This is a genomic window from Modestobacter marinus (assembly GCF_011758655.1).
Lineage (GTDB): Bacteria > Actinomycetota > Actinomycetes > Mycobacteriales > Geodermatophilaceae > Modestobacter > Modestobacter marinus.
In genome coordinates, this window is the sequence record NZ_JAAMPA010000001.1 from 213,987 (window position 1) to 230,678 (window position 16,692).

16 protein-coding genes are annotated in these 16,692 nt (G+C 72.7%); 8 read left to right on the forward strand and 8 right to left on the reverse strand.

All coding sequences use genetic code 11. The features are described from left to right. Window positions 1-27 precede the first annotated feature (27 nt). Together FB380_RS01040 and FB380_RS01045 are read left to right on the forward strand one after the other, a co-directional pair. Window positions 28-2,877 (forward strand): bifunctional diguanylate cyclase/phosphodiesterase, encoded by a 2,850-nt coding sequence (locus tag FB380_RS01040; RefSeq protein ID WP_166753456.1) that lies wholly within the window; start codon window positions 28-30, stop codon window positions 2,875-2,877. 18 nt (window positions 2,878-2,895) lie between these two features. After that, on the forward strand, window positions 2,896-3,648 hold the full coding sequence (locus FB380_RS01045; RefSeq protein WP_166753457.1) for a GNAT family N-acetyltransferase: 753 nt from the start codon (window positions 2,896-2,898) through the stop codon (window positions 3,646-3,648). Here the strand turns inward: FB380_RS01045 and FB380_RS01050 are convergent. The 7 genes from FB380_RS01050 to FB380_RS01080 all read right to left on the reverse strand — a co-directional run bounded on the left by FB380_RS01050 (window position 3,605) and on the right by FB380_RS01080 (window position 11,515). Continuing rightward, window positions 3,605-4,030 (reverse strand): hypothetical protein, encoded by a 426-nt coding sequence (locus FB380_RS01050; RefSeq protein WP_166753458.1) that lies wholly within the window; start codon window positions 4,028-4,030, stop codon window positions 3,605-3,607. The genes FB380_RS01045 and FB380_RS01050 overlap by 44 nt on opposite strands. Beyond that, window positions 4,027-4,923 carry an N-acetyl-1-D-myo-inositol-2-amino-2-deoxy-alpha-D-glucopyranoside deacetylase gene (gene mshB, locus FB380_RS01055; RefSeq protein ID WP_166753459.1) on the reverse strand — a complete coding sequence of 299 codons (897 nt, stop codon included), beginning with the start codon at window positions 4,921-4,923 and terminating at the stop codon, window positions 4,027-4,029. Before mshB ends, FB380_RS01050 begins: the two co-directional genes overlap by 4 nt. 302 nt (window positions 4,924-5,225) lie before the next feature. Continuing rightward, complete coding sequence (locus tag FB380_RS01060; RefSeq protein ID WP_166753460.1) at window positions 5,226-6,290, reverse strand: ABC transporter ATP-binding protein; 1,065 nt, start codon at window positions 6,288-6,290, stop codon at window positions 5,226-5,228. Continuing rightward, entirely contained in the window at window positions 6,287-7,585 is a 1,299-nt protein-coding gene (locus FB380_RS01065; protein WP_166753461.1) for an ABC transporter ATP-binding protein, read from the reverse strand. Before FB380_RS01065 ends, FB380_RS01060 begins: the two co-directional genes overlap by 4 nt. A gap of 11 nt (window positions 7,586-7,596) precedes the next feature. Continuing rightward, window positions 7,597-8,553 (reverse strand): ABC transporter permease, encoded by a 957-nt coding sequence (locus tag FB380_RS01070; RefSeq protein ID WP_166753462.1) that lies wholly within the window; start codon window positions 8,551-8,553, stop codon window positions 7,597-7,599. 27 nt (window positions 8,554-8,580) lie between these two features. After that, window positions 8,581-9,570, reverse strand: coding sequence for an ABC transporter permease (locus FB380_RS01075; protein ID WP_166753463.1), 990 nt, complete (start codon window positions 9,568-9,570; stop codon window positions 8,581-8,583). A gap of 226 nt (window positions 9,571-9,796) precedes the next feature. After that, window positions 9,797-11,515: an ABC transporter family substrate-binding protein gene (locus tag FB380_RS01080; RefSeq protein ID WP_166753464.1), complete on the reverse strand. Its 1,719-nt coding sequence runs from the start codon at window positions 11,513-11,515 to the stop codon at window positions 9,797-9,799. A 396-nt stretch (window positions 11,516-11,911) separates the two neighbouring features. Between FB380_RS01080 and FB380_RS01085 the strand changes: the two genes are divergently transcribed. Next, entirely contained in the window at window positions 11,912-12,082 is a 171-nt protein-coding gene (locus FB380_RS01085; protein WP_166753465.1) for a CsbD family protein, read from the forward strand. Between the two features lie 75 nt (window positions 12,083-12,157). On the opposite strand, the gene FB380_RS01090 is transcribed toward FB380_RS01085, so the two are convergent. Continuing rightward, window positions 12,158-12,910, reverse strand: coding sequence for a (deoxy)nucleoside triphosphate pyrophosphohydrolase (locus tag FB380_RS01090; RefSeq protein ID WP_166753466.1), 753 nt, complete (start codon window positions 12,908-12,910; stop codon window positions 12,158-12,160). A 27-nt stretch (window positions 12,911-12,937) separates the two neighbouring features. Here FB380_RS01090 and FB380_RS01095 point away from each other — a divergent pair, with 27 nt between their 5' ends. The 5 genes from FB380_RS01095 (at window position 12,938) to FB380_RS01110 (ending at window position 16,607) form a co-directional block, all read left to right on the forward strand. Further along, window positions 12,938-13,420 carry an RrF2 family transcriptional regulator gene (locus FB380_RS01095; RefSeq protein ID WP_208382715.1) on the forward strand — a complete coding sequence of 161 codons (483 nt, stop codon included), beginning with the start codon at window positions 12,938-12,940 and terminating at the stop codon, window positions 13,418-13,420. 61 nt (window positions 13,421-13,481) lie between these two features. Next, window positions 13,482-13,568 carry a putative leader peptide gene (locus FB380_RS26180; protein ID WP_371327776.1) on the forward strand — a complete coding sequence of 29 codons (87 nt, stop codon included), beginning with the start codon at window positions 13,482-13,484 and terminating at the stop codon, window positions 13,566-13,568. Window positions 13,569-13,661: 93 nt separating this feature from the next. Beyond that, entirely contained in the window at window positions 13,662-15,341 is a 1,680-nt protein-coding gene (locus FB380_RS01100) for a nitrite/sulfite reductase (RefSeq protein ID WP_166753468.1), read from the forward strand. Window positions 15,342-15,567: 226 nt separating this feature from the next. Then, on the forward strand, window positions 15,568-16,281 hold the full coding sequence (locus FB380_RS01105; protein ID WP_166753469.1) for a phosphoadenylyl-sulfate reductase: 714 nt from the start codon (window positions 15,568-15,570) through the stop codon (window positions 16,279-16,281). Between the two features lie 32 nt (window positions 16,282-16,313). Continuing rightward, entirely contained in the window at window positions 16,314-16,607 is a 294-nt protein-coding gene (locus tag FB380_RS01110; RefSeq protein WP_166753470.1) for a 4a-hydroxytetrahydrobiopterin dehydratase, read from the forward strand. Window positions 16,608-16,692 lie beyond the last annotated feature (85 nt).

Here is a 16,692-nt window from a genome sequence, read left to right on the forward strand (position 1 = left end):
ACCGCGCCGTCCCGCCGATGGAGTGGTGTGTCAGAGGTCGGGACGTCCGGGGACGGAGCGCAGGGCCGCGGCGGCCCGCCCTCGCCGTACGACGCCGTCGCAGCCCTCGAGCAGCTCCTGCTCCGGTTGCAGCGCAGCTCCGGCGCCAGCCGGGTGGCCGTCTGGGTGCACGAGGCCAGCACCGGCGTCGCCGTCCCGTTCCGCCAGGTCCGCGCCGGCGAGCCGGTCGGCCAGGTGCCGGCCGCCGACCGGGTGCCGCTGTCCCTGGACCGCTCACCCGTGCTCTCCGCCGTGATCGGCGAGCGCCGCACGCTGAACATGACCCTCGACGACGCCCCGCAGTCCCTCGCCGACGAGGCCGGCAGCTACGGCGTGCGCTCCGCCCACGGCGAGCCGCTCCTGGTGGGCGACGAGGTCGTCGGCGCCCTCATCATCGAACCGGCCGCGGCGGCCTCGGCGTCCCAGCTCCGGCACGCGACGCCGCGACTGGCCCTGGCCCTGCGGGCGGCCTGGACGCGACGGTCGGAGCAGCGCCGGCTCGCCCAGGCCGAGGTGCTGCTCGGGCTCATCGAGCGGGCCGCCCTCGCCCGGTCGATGGACCAGCTGCTCAGCTCCGCCTGCGAGCAGCTCGCCGCGCTGGGCGAGGTGCACCGCGCCTGCGTGTTCCTGCTGGAGGACGGCGTCCTGGTGCCGCGGATGGCCAGCTACGCCGACGGCCGGCGCGGCCCGGACGACTGGACGCCGCTCTGCCAGGCGCCCGAGCCGCTGCGGCTGGCCGACGAGGTGCTGCGCACCGGTCGCCCGCTGTCCGCCGACCGGGACTCCTCCCTGCTGACCGGCTGGTGGGTCGACGCCTTCGGCATGGCCTCCGCCCTCGCCGTGCCCCTGGGCCGCAGCCCCCAGCTGTCCGGGGTGCTGACCCTGGACAGCCCCTCGATCCAGCCCTTCTCCGAGGACGTCCGCCGGCTCGCCGCGGCCGCCGGCGCCCACCTGGGCGGGGTCATCGAGCAGGCGCGCGCCACCGAGTCCCGCGCCGCCTCGCTCCGCACCGCCCGCGCCGTCCGCCAGCTGCTCGTGGACGGGGCGTCGGTGACCGGGGTGGCCGAGGCGGCCGAGGTGCTCGCCACCGTGCTGCGCGGGCTGGCCGGCACCGAGCGGAGCGCCGCCTTCCTGCTCGACGACGCCGGCCGGCTCGCCGAGGTGCGCCACGTCGGCTGGTCCGCGGAGAACGTCGGGGTGGTCCGCGACCGGCTGGTCGGCCGGGACGTCGCCGACGTCCGGCTGTGGCGGCTGACCGCCCGTGACCGGCGGCCGGTCTTCGTCCCCGACGCGGTCGCCAGCGACCTGCTCGACGCCGACCTCGTGCAGGCACTGGCGCTCAGCTCCTACGTCAGCGTGCCGCTGCTGTCCGGCGACCGGTTGCACGGGATCGTGGTCACCGGCTCCTCCAGCGGGACGGGTGAGTGGTCACCGGCGCTGCGCCAGGCCGTCGAGCAGGTGGTGCTCGAGGGCGCCCTGGTCGTGCAGAACGCCGAGCTGCGGGCCGTGGAGCAGCTGCGCGTCCAGCAGCTGGCGCTCGAGGCGCACAACGACCCGCTCACCGGCCTGGCCAACCGACGGCGCTTCACCGAGGAGCTGGAGCGCACCGTCTACGCGACGCCGGCCCGGTCCTGCGCGGTGCTGATGATCGACCTGGACCGCTTCAAGGAGGTCAACGACAGCTTCGGGCACAGCGTCGGCGACGAGCTGCTGCGCCTCGTCGGCCCCCGGCTCGAGGAGCCCCTGGGACCGGCGGACCTGCTGGCCCGGATGGGGGGCGACGAGTTCGCCGTCCTGCTGCCCGACGCCGACGCGGAGCGGGCCCAGCAGGTGGCCGACCGGCTCGGCGCCGCGCTGCGGGCGGCCTTCGTGCTCGACGGCATGTCGCTGCACGTCGACGCCAGCATCGGCATCGCGGTGTGCCCCGACCACGGCCGGGACCGCTCGCTGCTGCTGGCCCGCGCCGACACCGCGATGTACTCGGCGAAGCGGGCCCGGGACGGCTCCCAGGTGTGGACCCCGGACGGCGCCACGGACCCCCGCGACCGGCTGCAGACCCTCGAGGAGCTCCGCGGCGCACTCGACTCCGACCAGCTCGTGCCGCACTACCAGCCGCAGCTGGACCTGCGCAGCGGCCAGGTCACCGGGGTGGAGGCGCTGGTGCGGTGGGCGCACCCCGAGCGGGGCCTGCTCGCCCCGGACACCTTCCTCGGCCTCGCCGAGCAAGCGGGCCTGATGCGCCGGCTCGCGCTGCGGGTGCTGGAGCGCTCCCTCCGCGACCTGCAGGGCTGGCGCGCCGCCGGCCACGACCTGTCGGTCGCGGTGAACCTGTCGGTGTCCAACCTCGCCGACGTCGCCCTGCCCGACCAGGTCGCCATGCTGCTGGAGGCGACCGGCGTGCCCGCCGCCGCGCTCACCCTGGAGATCACCGAGGACGTGCTGATGGCCGACGCGGCACGCAGCTCCCAGGTGCTCGCCGGGCTCCGGGCCCTCGGCGTCCGGCTCTCCATCGACGACTACGGCACCGGCTACTCGTCCCTGACCTACCTGCGCGCCCTGCCGGTGCACGAGCTGAAGCTGGACCGGAGCTTCGTCGGCCAGCTCACCTCCGACGTCCGGTCCGCGGCCATCGTGCGCAGCACGCTGCAGCTGGGCCGGGACCTGGGGATGACGATCGTGGTGGAGGGCGTCGAGGACGCCGCCGCGCTGGCGGTGCTGCGGGAGTGGCGGTGCGACGTGGCGCAGGGCTACCACGTCGCCCGGCCGATGGCGGCCGAGGACGTCCTGGACTGGCTCGCCGCCCGGCTGCCGACCCCGGCCGCACCCCTGCCCGGCTGACACCGCAGGATCGACGCCATGGGACAGCGGCGCTCACCCCTGGGGGTACCGGAGCTGGAACTGCTGGCCGCCCGCGGCTGGCAGGCCCTGGAGGAGGAGCGGCTGGGCGACTGGCTGCTGCGCGCCGGCGGCGGCTTCACCGGCCGGGCCAACTCGGCCCTGGTCGTCGGTGACCCCGGGGTGCCGCTGCCCGAGGCGGTGGCCGCCGTCGCCCGCTGGTACGACGAGCGGGGGCTCCGGCCGGCCGCCCAGCTGCCCGGCGTGCAGTCCCGGCGTGCCGACGCGGCCTTCGACGCCGCCGGGTGGACCCGGGACGAGGACGTGCTGGTGCTCACCGCCCCGCTCGGCCGGCCGGCCGAGCCGGCCGTCCCGGTCGACCTCTCCCCCACCCCGGACGACGCCTGGCTGGCCGGCTACCGGCACCAGGGGGCGGCGCTGCCGCCGGTCGCCCGCCGGGTGCTCACCTCCGCCCCGGACGTCGTCTTCGCCTCCGTGCGGCTCGCCCCGGAGCCCGCGCCCCTGGCGGCGGTCGCCCGGGGGGCGCTGACCGACGGCTGGCTGGGGGTCACCGCGGTCACCGTGGCCGAGGAGCACCGGCGCCGCGGGCTGGCCACCGCCGTGATGGCCGCGCTGGGACGGTGGGCGGCCGAACGGGGCGCGCACTCGGTGTACCTGCAGGTCACCGCGGGCAACGCCCCGGCCCGGGCGCTCTACCGGCAGGCGGGGTTCATCGAGCACCACCGCTACCACTACCGGCGCGGGCCGGCCTGACCTGCCTGACCGGCTCGGCGCCCAGCGCCCGGCCGACGGCGAAGGCCGCGGCGACCACGCCGAACAGCAGGAACCCGAGCGTGACCGCCTGCGTTGCGGCGTCGCCGCCGGGCAGCAGCAGGTCGCCCTCCGGACGGCGCATCGTGCCGGCGATCGCGATGACCAGCCAGACGACCGCCGGGAGGACGGCCACCAGCCGGGAGCCGGACAGCCGGCGGGCCGCGTCGACCAGCATCAGGTTGCCGACCACGGCCACCAGCAGGGACACCGGCACCGGGACGCCACCGACCCGCCAGGGCAACCAGAACACCTCGACCAGCGCCAGCCAGGCGGCGACGGCCACCGCCAGGACCGACCAGCCCAGCAGGCGCAGCACCCTCACCCGGGCAGCCCGGCGAACAGGTCGTCCTCCCAGCCCTGCGGGCCGGGCCCGGCCGGGCCCCGCTCGCCGCGCACCAGCCGGTAGTGCTCGGTGGCCAGCACCTCCTGGCCCAGGTCGTTCGACAGCGCGAAGAACGGGCCGTCCACGGTCAGCTGCGTCCGGTGGGCGCGCATCGCGGCCTCCTTGCGTGCGGCGTGGTCCCGGGCGTCGACCTCGGTGGTGACGACGTCGTCGGCGACCGCGAACGGGACCTCGTCCAGGCCGGCCGGGACCGCGAAGGGCGAGGCCTCCCCCAGGGCGGTCAGCGCGTCGATGCCCCGTTGCACGACCGAACGCGGCATGGCGTTCCAGTAGATCTTCGCCACCTGCCAGGCCGGTCCGAGGTCGGCCCGGTAGCCGGGGTCGGCGGCCGCCTGCACCGCACCCATCGCGACCCGGTGCGCCTGGATGTGGTCGGGGTGCCCGTAGCCGCCGTTCTCGTCGTAGGTGACCAGCACCTGCGGGCGCACCTCACGGACGACGGCGACCGCGTGCGCCACCGCCTCGTCCAGGTCGGCTCGCCAGAAGGAGCGCGGGGCGTCGTTCGGCGGGGTCCCCATCATCCCGGAGTCCCGGTACCGGCCCGCCCCACCGAGGAACCGCCAGTCGGTGACGCCGAGCGCGGCCATCGCCGCGGCCAGCTCACCGATCCGGTACCCGCCGAGCTGGTCGGCCTGGTCGGCGGCCAGCTGGGCGAGCTCGGGCACGAGCACCTCGCCCTCCTCGCCCAGCGTGCAGGTGAGCAGCGTGACCTGCGCCCCCTCGGCGACGTACCGGGCCATCGTGGCGCCGTTGTTGATCGTCTCGTCGTCAGGATGGGCGTGCACGAGCAGAAGCCGCCGCGGAGCAGTCACCGCCCCATCCTCCCGGAGCCGGTCACCCGAGCCCGGACGACCCACCCCCACGCCCCGCGAGCGCAGCGAGCTGTCGGCGGCAGGCACGGACCCGGAGGGTCCTGCCTGCCACCGACGTACGCGCGTCCCGGCAGCCGGCCCGCGACCCAGCCGCGATGCGGTACGCGAGCAGAGCGAGCTGTCGGATCCGAGCACGGACCCGGAGGGTCCTGCTCGGATCCGACGAAACGGCTCAACGCAGCCCGGGCACGCCCCCTGGCCGCGGTGCGATCCGCCAGGATCGCCATGTCACAGCCGCCATGTCACAACACCGACTTGGCCTCCGCGTAGTGGCAGGCGTTGAGGTGACCGGCGCCGCGGTCCTCGAGCTTGGGGTCGACGGTCAGGCACATCTCGCGCTGGCCGTCGGTCAGCTCGTTGGCGAACTTCTGGCACCGGGTGCGGAAGCGGCACCCCGACGGCGGGTTGGCCGGGCTGGGGACGTCGCCGGTGATGATGATCCGCTGCCGGGCGCGCTCGCGGCGCGGGTCGGGCAGCGGGATCGCCGACAGCAGCGCTTGCGTGTACGGGTGCGCCGGTCGGCTGAACAGCGTCTCCTGGTCGGCGATCTCGATGATCCGCCCCAGGTACATGACCGCGACCCGGTCGGAGATGTGCCGGACCACCGACAGGTCGTGGGCGATGAACAGGTAGCTCAGCCCCAGGCTGGCCTTGAGGTCCTCGAGCAGGTTGATGACGCCGGCCTGGATGGAGACGTCCAGCGCCGACACCGGCTCGTCGAGGACGAGCACCTTGGGCTGCAGGGCCAGCGCCCGGGCGATCCCGATGCGCTGCCGCTGCCCCCCGGAGAACTCGGCGGGGTAGCGGTTGGTGTGCTCGGGGTTCAGCCCGACGGTCTCCACCAGCTCCCGCACCCGCGAGCGGAGCTCGTCCTCGTCCTTGGTCAGCCCGTGGATGATCATGGGCTCGGCGACGATGTCGAAGACCGGCAGCCGCGGGTTCAGCGAGGCGTACGGGTCCTGGAAGACCAGCTGGATGTCCCGGCGCAGCGGGCGCATCTGCTTGCGGTCGAGGCCGACGAGCTCCCGCCCCTGGAACACGACCGAGCCGCCGGTCGCCGGCTGGAGGTTGAGGATGGCGCGCCCGGTGGTGGACTTGCCGCACCCGGACTCGCCGACCAGGCCGAGCACCTCACCGGGGTAGAGGTCCAGGTCGATGCCGTCGACGGCACGGACCGCGCCGACGGTCCGCTTGATCAGGCCGCCGCCCTTGATCGGGAAGTGCTTCTCCAGACCACGGACCGACAAGATCGGCTCACCGCGCTCGGGCGTGCCGTCGGCGGGCCGCTGGGTGGTGGGGGCGGTCATGCCCGGTCTCCGTTCGTGGGGCGTGGCGGGGCGCTGACGACGCTCTGGGTGCCGGCGTCCTCCGCGCCGGCCCGGGGCGCGGTCTGGTCACCCGGTGGGACGGCCGGACCGTCGCCGTCGAGGTCGTCCGCGGCGAGGGCCACGCCGGCCGGGGCCGGGGTGGTCCCCAGGTCCCGGTCGTCGGCGGACTCGCTGAAGATGTCCGCGGCGTGCCCGTGGGCCGCCGCGACCTCTGCCGTGCGGATGCAGGCGGCGGTGTGGCCGGGGCCGACCTGGAAGCGCTCGGGCTCGGCCTCGTCGCACTCGTCGATGTGCAGCGGGCAGCGCGGGGCGAACGGGCAGCCGGGCGGCATGTTGACCACCGAGGGCGGTGCGCCCTTGATCGGGGTGAGCCGCTCGCGGGTCGCGGAGTCCAGCCGGGGCAGGGAGCCCAGCAGACCGAGCGTGTAGGGCATCCGGGGCTCGTAGTAGATGTCCTCGACGCTGCCGATCTCCACCGGCCGGCCGGCGTACATGACCAGGACGCGGTCGGCGATGCCGGCCACGACCCCCAGGTCGTGGGTGATCATGACCATCGCCGCGCCGGTCTCGTGGAGGGCGGTCTGCAGCACCTCGAGGATCTGGGCCTGGACGGTGACGTCGAGCGCCGTCGTCGGCTCGTCGGCGATGATCACCTCGGGCTGGTTGGCCATCGCGATCGCGATGACCACCCGCTGGCGCATGCCGCCGGAGAACTCGTGCGGGTAGGAGTGCACGCGGTCGACGGCGTTCGGGATGCCGACCAGCTCCAGCAGCTCGACCGCCCGTGCCTCGGCCGCCTTCGACGACAGCTGCTTGTCGTGGATGCGCAGCGTCTCCTCGATCTGCGCGCCGACCTTGTAGACCGGGTCCAGCGACGTCATCGGGTCCTGGAAGATCATCGAGACGCCCTTGCCGCGGACTCGCGACATGCTGCGGTCGCTCTGCCCCAGCAGTTCCTGGCCGCGGTACTTGATCGAGCCGGTGACGCGCGCGGAGCCGGGCAGCAGCCCCATCACCGCCAGCGACGTCACCGACTTGCCGGAGCCGGACTCCCCGACGATGCCGAGCACCTCACCGGAGCGCAGCGAGTAGTCGACGCCGCGGACGGCGTGCACCAGGCCGTCCTCGGTGGGGAACCGGACGTTGAGGTCGCTCACCTCCAGCAGCGGCGCGCTCGGGTCGAACCCGGGCAGGCTGGTGGTGCGGCCCTGGTGCATGGTGCCCGTGGAGGTGGCACCGGACATGCTGGGGCCCGTGGTCCCGGTCGTGGACATGGAGCTCCTCGTCAGGCCCGCACGCGGCGGTTGCTCGGGTCGAAGGCATCCCGGATCCCGTCGCCGATCAGGTTGATCGACAGCACGATGATCAGCAGGGCGATGCCGGGGAAGTAGAAGAGCCAGGGGCGGGTGCTCGCGGCCTGCACCCCGTCGGACACCAGCCGCCCCAGGGAGGTCTGGTTGGCGCCGTTGACGCCGAAGCCCAGGTAGGTCAGGGCGGCCTCGAGGGTGATCGCGGTGGCGGCGGCCAGCGTCGTCCAGACGATCAGCGACCCCAGCGAGTTGGGGATCAGGTGCTTGAAGATGATCCGCACGTTGGAGGCGCCCATCGCGTGTGCCGCCTCGACGTACTCCTTCTCCCGCAGGGAGAGGAACTGGCTGCGCACGATCCGGGCGAGGTCCAGCCAGCCGAACAGCCCCAGGATGATGCCCACGCCCAGCGGGGTGCGGGAGCCCGGGAAGTTGCTGGCCACGACGATCAGCACGACCAGCAGCGGCACGGTGAGGATGAGGTCGACCAGCCGCATGAGCACGCTGTCGACCCACCGGCCGAAGTAGCCGGCCAGCGCCCCGACCAGCAGGCCCATCGGGAACGCGATGGCGACGAAGAGCAGAACGATGAACAGCGAGCGCTGGACCCCGGTCATGATCCCGGCCATCAGGTCACGGCCGATGGCGTCGCTGCCCATCAGGTAGCCGGCGGTGCCCGGGGGGACGGACTGGAAACCGCTGTCCTGATCGGCGTAGTCGACCCCGGTGACCAGCGGGCCGAGGAACCCGAAGGCGAGCAGCAGCACGAAGATGACCGCGCCGGTCATCCCCACCTTGTTGTGCAGGAAGCGGCCGACGATCTGCTGGCGCTGGCTGCGCGCCTTGACGGTGAACTCGCGCTCGACCGGGCCGCCCTCGGGCGTGCCCGGTGTCGCAGGGACGACGGGTCCGGTGGTGGTCTGGGTGGTGGCCATGTGTCCGTTCCTTCTCGCGAGTCCGGGTCAGGACAGCCGGATGCGCGGGTCGAGCACCGCGTAGAGGAGGTCCGCGACCAGGTTGAAGACGACCACGAACACGGCGCTGACCAGCAGCCAGCCGAGCACCACGTTGATGTCGTTCTGATCGATGCCGTTGCTCAGCAGGTACTCGCCCATGCCGTGCCAGACGAACACCGTCTCGGTGATGACCGCGCCGCCGAACAACGTGCCCACGCCCAGCGCGACCACCGTGGTGAGCGGGATCAGCGCGTTCCGCAGCCCGTGCTTGAGCACGGTGCGACGGTAGGTGAGGCCCTTGGCCCGGGCCAGGCGCATGTAGTCCGAGCCCAGCACGTCGAGCATGGCGGCCCGCTGGAACCGGCTCCAGGCCGCGAAGGACAGCGCGGCCAGGCTGATCGTGGGCAGCACCAGGTGGCCGAGCCGGTCGGACCACAGTTCCCACCCGGAGGCGTACAGCGACAGGCCCGGTGTCTCCTCGCCGATCGTGTAGAGCAGTTGCTGCCCGAACAGGTCGTTGACCCCGCCGGCGACGTACTCCTTGAGCAGCGCGGCGAACCAGAAGGTCGGCAGGGCGATGAGGATGTAGGCGATGAACGTGAAGGTGTAGTCCGAGGCCTTGTACTGCCGCACGGCGCCGATGACGCCCACGATGATCGCCAGCAGGATGGCGATCACGATCGCACCGATGATCATCCGGCCGGTCACCATGAGCCGCGGCCAGAGCTGCTCGGTCACCGGGGTGCCGTTGACGGTCTCGCCGAAGTCCCCGGTGACGACCCCAGAGAGCCAGTTCCAGTACCGGACGAAGAAGTTGTCGTTCAGGCCCAGGGTCTCGCGGAGGTTGTTGAAGAACGACTCCGGCGGCCGGGGGTTCTGTGTGTAGTACTTCTCCAGCGGGTCGAAGCTGGCCGCGCACAGTGCGAACACCAGGAACGAGCTGACCAGCAACACGAGGACCGACGCGAGCAGACGCCGGATCGTGAAGAAGAACATGTGGTGACCTTACGCCGAGAGCGGAAGCCGTCCGGCCGATCGGCCGGTCCGGCGTGCCTTCGCCGGACCCGTCGCAGGTCGTGCCGGGTCCGGAGGGAGCGGTGTGCCGGGCCCCGACACACCGCGGCCCCCGGGGATGGTCTCCCGGGGGCCGCGGGTGCCGGTGGCCCGGTGGTGTTCAGCCGTGCTGGGTGGTGCTCAGCCGTGCTGGGTGGAGCTCAGGGGGTCACTCGACCGTCCAGGTCTCCGAGTTCCACAGCGGACCGGCCTCGGTCGGGTTGTCCTGCACACCCTCGATGTTGGCCTGGTGCGCGACGAAGGTCGGCTTCTGGTAGAGCGGGATGGTGGCCATCTGCTCCCAGAGCAGACCGTCGATCTGGTTGCCCAGCTCGGCCTGACGCTCGCGGTCCGGCTCGGTGGCCAGCTCGGCGAAGAGCGCGTCGATCTCGGGGTTGCCGATCCGGCTGTAGTTCTGCTGGATGTTGTCACCCTGCGGCGACTGGTAGATCGACTGGGAGGAGGTGATGAACGGGTTGCCCACCCAGGCGAAGAGCGCCGCCTGGAAGCCGCCGCCCTCCAGCGAGGTCGGCGACTCGGCACCGGCGAAGATGTCCGGGTTGGCGTTGAAGGACGCGTTGATCCCGGCCTCGGCCAGCTGCGGGATCATGACCTCGATCGTGGTCTGCCGCAGCGGGTTGTTCTCCGTGGTGTCGATCTGGATGTTCAGCGGGCCACGCTCCGGGTGGGTGTAGAACCCGTCCGGACCGGCGGTGTAGCCGGCCTGCTCCAGCAGCGCGCGGGCCTCCTCGACGTTCTGGGTCTTGACCTGCTCCGGCGCGGTGTCCTCGTACTCGGGCTGGGTGTTCAGCCAGATCCGGTTGTTCAGCACCTGCGCGTCGGAGGAGAACTGCCCGACGGTCTGGTCCACGATCTCCTGGCGGTCCAGGGCGTAGGCGAGGGCCTGGCGCACCAGCGGGTCCGCGAGGTGCGGGTCCTGGGTGTTCAGGTCGAGGTGCTCGAAGGTGAGACCGAAGTTGATCTCGCTCTCGACGTTCGGCTCGAGGGCCTGGACCTGCTCGACCAGGTCGAGCTGGGGCTGCGGGTAGATGACGCCCAGCTCACCGGACTGCAGACCCTGGACGGCGGTCGTCGGGTCGTTGCCGATGTTCTGGATGATCAGCTGCTCGAGCTCCGGCCCGTCGCCCCACCACTCGGGGTTCGGGGTCAGCACGATGACCTGCTGGCCGGCGTCGATGTTCGACACCTGCCACGGGCCACCGGAGATGCCCTCCGGCAGACCCTCGGCGATCGGCCAGCCCTCGGTGATCGTCTCGCAGACCGCGGCCGGGTCGTCGGCGTCCATCAGGTGGGCCGGCAGCAGGTTCTCGAAGTTGCCCTGCCAGTCGGCGAAGGGCGTCTCGTACGTGACGACGACGGTCTTGTCGTCCTCGCCCGGCTCGACCGACGCGATCTGCTCGTAGCCGGTGGTCGACAGGACCGCGGGGCAGCCGCCGTCGGCCGGGTCACCGCTGCGGTTGGCCCGCCAGGTGAACTCGAAGTCCGCCGCGCTGATCGGGGTGCCGTCGCTCCACACCGCGTCCGGGTTGATCTCGTAGGTGTTCACCTGCTGGCCGTCGACCTCCTCGAGGGTCGGCTCGCCGGTGAAGAGGTCCTCGTTGAACTCGACGGTGAAGTCGGGCTGGATGTGGTACGCGGAGGGCAGCACCTTGATGAGGACGTTGGCCACCGAGGTGGCGTTGCCGGCCGCGATGTTCGGGTAGAGGTTCTCCGGGAAGTCGGTCGACTCGCCGAAGACCACGCGACCCGAGCCGCCACTGGCCTCGCCGCCGCCTTCGTCCTCGCTGCCGCCCCCACACGCCGAGAGCGCCATCGCACCGGTGAGCCCGGTCGCGATGAGCATGGAAGTGCGCTTGCTCAACTTCACGTTCGCTTGCCTCCTCGACCCGCAGGAGCGGGGGGAACGATCAGGTCTGACCGACCCGGGATCGCCGGGCGGACTGGGCTCCTACATGAACACGCGCTGTCATCCAGCTGTCGGGACGCTTTCGGACGAGCGCAACGGCCAGACCCTAGGCAGAGCCGGAAGAGGCCGTCCACGGCCGTCATCATTTTGTGACCTGTGCAAACGAACGGCGGGGAACACCTGAAACATCGCCGCAATAAGCGGCCTCCGACCGCACGGTTTTCGGTTGTCCGCATCACATCCCGGAGAACGTGATCTTGGCCTGTGAACCGCCTGCTCACGGTCCGTGTGCACCGCCCCCGCCCGGGTACCGCCGCACCGACGCCGGTCCATCGGCGTCCCCGACGGAGGAGTCCCATGAGCGGCATCGACAAGATGAAGAACAAGGCCCAGGAGCTGTCCGGCAAGGGCAAGGAGGCGCTCGGCGACGCCACCGACGACCCGGACCTCAAGGCCGAGGGTCAGAACGACCAGGCCGCGGGCAACGTCAAGCAGGCCGGCGAGAAGGTCAAGGACGTCTTCAGGTGACCCACCGCCGCTGCTGAGCCGTGACGGGGACGCCGTCCCCGGTCCGCCGGGGGCGGCGTCCGCGCAGCAGAGGGGTCAGCGGTCGACGAGGAGGGCGCGGACGGCAGGGAGGAGCGGGCGGTCGGCCGGGATCCAGTCCAGGTCCTCCAGCTCCTCGGGCCCCAGCCAGCGCAGTTCGCTGTGCTCGTGGGCGACCAGCTCACCGGCGGTGATCCGGCCCCACCACAGGCGCAGGGTCGAGGCCCCCGGCACGCCGCCGGCGACCACGCCGTCCAGCGGAACCTCCCCCAGGAAGGCCCGGGGCGTGATCCCGACGCCGAGCTCCTCGCGGCACTCCCGCACCAGTGCCGCCACCTCGGGCTCCCCCGGCTCGACCTTCCCGCCGGGGAACTCCCACAGCCCGGCCAGCGGCCCCGAACCCCGCTGCGCGACCAGCACCCGCTGCCGGTCGTCGACCAGCGCGGCGCCGACCACCTGGGTGACCTCCTGCGCGCGCCGGGCGGCCGCCGCCGCGTACGCGTCCAGGTGCGCCTGCATCGCCCGCACGAGCCGGCGGCGGAGCGTGGGCCCACCCAGCCACCCCGGCAGCGCGGCCTCCACGTCGACCTGCTCCTCGACCAGCGTGCCGGCCGCGGTGGCCGTGAAGGAGCGGGTGTGCACCAGGGTCCGCCAGCCGTTGCCGGGTGGGGCCACGTGCACGTCGCGCCAGGGCCGCTCGGAGACGACCTCCTGCAACGGGTGCGGCCACGGCCGCCCCAGGGCACGGGCGACGTCGAAGGCGACGGTGAGGGGCGCCTCCACCAGGGTGGTGAACCGCAGCTGGAACACGGGGAGCAGGGTCGCAGACACGGCAGGATGGACCGCGTGCGCATCTCCGCCCGGGTCGACTACGCCGTCCGCGCCGCCGTCGAGCTCGCCGCGGTGGCACCCGATTCACTGACCTCCGAGCGGATCGCCCAGGCGCAGGGCATCCCGGCCCGCTTCCTGCAGGCCATCCTCGGGGACCTGCAGCACGCCCGGCTGGTGACCAGCCAGCGGGGCCGGGAGGGCGGCTACCGGCTGGCGATGCCGCCGTCGGAGATCTCCGTCGCCCGGGTCATGCGGGTGGAGCAGGGCTTCCTCGCCGAGGTCCACGGCCAGCGCCCCGAGGACGTCGAGTACCCCGGCGCCGCCGGGCCGCTGGCCTCGGTGTGGGTGGCGGCCCGGGAGTCCTACCGCCGCGTGCTGGAGAACGTGACGCTGGCCGACGTCGTCGCCGGCACGATGCCGCCGCACGTGGCCGAGATGATCGAGCTGGAGAGTGCGTGGCGCTCCTTCGGGGTCCCCGCTGCGGACTGACCGCGGACCGCCGCGGCCGCGGTCGGGAACACGAGTCGGCCCGGTGTGGCACGATCGAGGCGTGACGGACTGCGGCGCCCTCCTCGTGGAGCGCCTGCACGTCGACTTGGCGCGGGTCTCCAGCGCCGCCTGTCGCGCCGCGCGCTGACCACGGCCCCGCTCCCCCGCAGCCTCCCTGCTGCACCCACACCCGGCCGCGTTGCGCACGCTCGGCGTGCCGGCGCAGAGGAGAACGACTGACGTGTCGACCCCCACCCGCAGCAGCAACCGCCCCGTCCGCGGACAGGGCCAGTGGGCGCTGGGCTACCGCGAGCCGCTGAACCCCAACGAGCGGATGAAGAAGGACTCCGACGGGCTGGACGTGCGCCAGCGGATCCTGGACATCTACGCGCACACCGGCTTCGACGGCATCGACCCCGGCGACCTGCGTGGCCGGATGCGCTGGATGGGCCTCTACACCCAGCGGGCGCAGGGCATCCCCGGCGGCAAGACCGCCGTGCTGGAGGCCGAGGAGCTCGAGGACTCCTACTTCATGATGCGGGCCCGGATCGACGGCGGGCAGCTGACCAGCGAGGCACTCCGGGTCCTCGGTGGGATCAGCACCGAGTTCGGCCGGGACGTCGCCGACGTCACCGACCGGCAGAACGTCCAGTACCACTGGATCCGGATCGAGGACGTGCCGGAGATCTGGCGGCGGCTGGAGTCGGTCGGCCTGAGCACCATGGAGGCCTGCGGCGACGTGCCGCGCGTCATGCTCGGCTGCCCGCTCGCCGGGATCCTCGAGGACGAGGTGCTCGACGCCTCCGACGTGCTGGCCCAGACGGTGGCGAAGTACCTGGGCGACCCGCAGTTCAGCAACCTGCCGCGCAAGTGGAAGACGTCGATGTCCGGCTGCGTCGACCACTGCACCGAGCCCGAGATCGACGACGTCTCCTTCGTCGGCGTGGTGAACGCCGAGGGCGAGGCCGGCTACGACCTGTGGGTCGGCGGCGGCCTGTCGACCAACCCGATGTTCGCCAAGCGCATCGGCGTCTTCGTCCGCCCGGACCAGGTCAGCGACGTCTGGGCCGGCTGCACCGCGATCTTCCGCGACTACGGCTACCGCCGGTCGCGCAACCACGCCCGGATCAAGTTCCTCATGGCCGACTGGGGCCCGGAGAAGTTCCGCCAGGTGCTGCAGGACGAGTACCTGCACGCCGCGCTGCCCGACGGCCCGGCCCCGGCGCCGGCGCAGCACGACCAGCGCGACCACGTGGGGGTCAGCAAGCAGAAGGACGGGAACAACGCCCTCGGGTTCGCGCTGCGCACCGGCCGGATCAGCGGCAGCCTGCTCACCCGGATCGCCGACCTGGCCGAGGAGTACGGGACCCAGGGCGGGCGGATCCGGACGACGACCCAGCAGAAGCTGGTCATCCTGGACGTCCCCGACGCCCGCGTCGAGGACCTGGTCGACGCGCTGGCCGAGCACGACCTGCTCGTGCGCCCCAGCGCCTTCCGCCGCGGCACGATGGCCTGCACCGGGCTGGAGTTCTGCAAGCTGGCGATCGTCGAGACCAAGCAGCACGCCCAGGAGCTCTACGCCGAGCTCGAGCGCCGGCTGCCGGACTTCGACGAGCCCATCGGGATCAACGTCAACGGCTGCCCGAACAGCTGCGCCCGGTTCCAGACCGCCGACATCGGCTTCAAGGGCATGATCGTCCGCAACGCCGAGGGCGAGAGCGTCGAGGGCTTCCAGGTCCACCTGGGCGGCCACCTCGGCGTCGACGCCTCGTTCGGCCGCAAGTTCCGCGGTCACAAGATCACCAAGGACGAGACGGCGGACTACTGCGAGCGGGTGCTCCGCGGCTACCTCGACCGCCGCGAGCCCGGCGAGCGCTTCGCCGCCTACGTGGCGCGGGCCGACGACGAGTGGCTCGTGTGACCCCGAGCGATGCGTCCGAGCCGGACCCGGGCGGTGTGACCCCGCCGGACCCGGGCGGTGTGACAGAGCGCACGTCCGGAAGGACGCGACAGCTGCCGCCGTTCCACTGTCCGTACTGCGGCGAAGAGGACCTGACCCCGCACGGTGACGAAGCGACCGGCTGGCACTGCGGTGCCTGCCTGCGGACCTTCACCCTGCGGCTGACCGGAACGGGGGTGCAGCACCCATGACGATCGCGATCACCACGCCGACGCCGGAGCTGGCGGCCGAGGCCGATGCGCGCTTCGAGGGGATCACCGACCCGGTCGAGCAGGCGCTGGCCGTGCTCACCTGGGCCGGGGACACCTTCGGGGAGTCCTTCGCCATCACCTCGAGCATGGCCGACGGGCTGCTCGCCCACCTGGCCAGCCGCGCCGTCCCCGGCGTCAACGTCGTCTTCCTGAACACCGGGTACCACTTCGCCGAGACGATCGGCACCCGCGACTGGATCACCAGCGTCCTGCCGATCACGCTGCACGACGTCCAGCCGCCGCTCACCGTCGCCGAGCAGGACCTGGAGCACGGGCCGCGGCTGTACGAGCGCGACCCGGACCTCTGCTGCTCGATGCGCAAGGTGCAGCCGCTGGCGCAGGCACTGGCCGGCTTCACCGCGTGGGGGTCGGGCGTCCGCCGGGACGAGTCGGCCACCCGGACGGGCACCAGGGTCGTCGACTGGGACGCCAAGCGCGGCATGGTGAAGGTCAACCCGCTCGCTGCCTGGACCCAGGACGACGTGGACGCCTACGTCGCCGAGCACCAGGTGCCGGTCAACCCGCTGTCGGAGATCGGCTACGCCTCGATCGGCTGCGAGCCCTGCACCCGTCCGGTCGCCCCGGGCGAGGACCCGCGCGCCGGCCGCTGGGCCGGCAAGAACAAGGTCGAGTGCGGGCTGCACACCTGACGCAGCACCTCCTCGCACGGCACGATGGGCCGATGCCCCGCCCCTCGCGCTTCTCCCCCGACGACGCCGCCGCCGCACTGCGCGACCTGCCGCTGTGGTCCGGTGGGGTCGAGGGCATCGAACGCACCCTGCAGCTGCCGACCTTCCGGGCGGCCGTCGAGGCGGTCAGCGCGATCGCCGACGTCGCGGAACTGCTGGACCACCACCCGGACATGGACCTGCGCTGGACCAGCGTGCGCGTCGCGGTCGTCACGCACTCGGCCGGCGGGCTCACCGAGCTGGACCTGGAGCTCGCCCGCCGGGTCGACACCCTCTTCCCCGGCTGACCCCGGCCATCGACCCTCGGTCACGGCGCGCGGACGGCGACCCGCGCCGTCGAGACCGGACCGTCACCCCCGCGTGTCGCGAGTA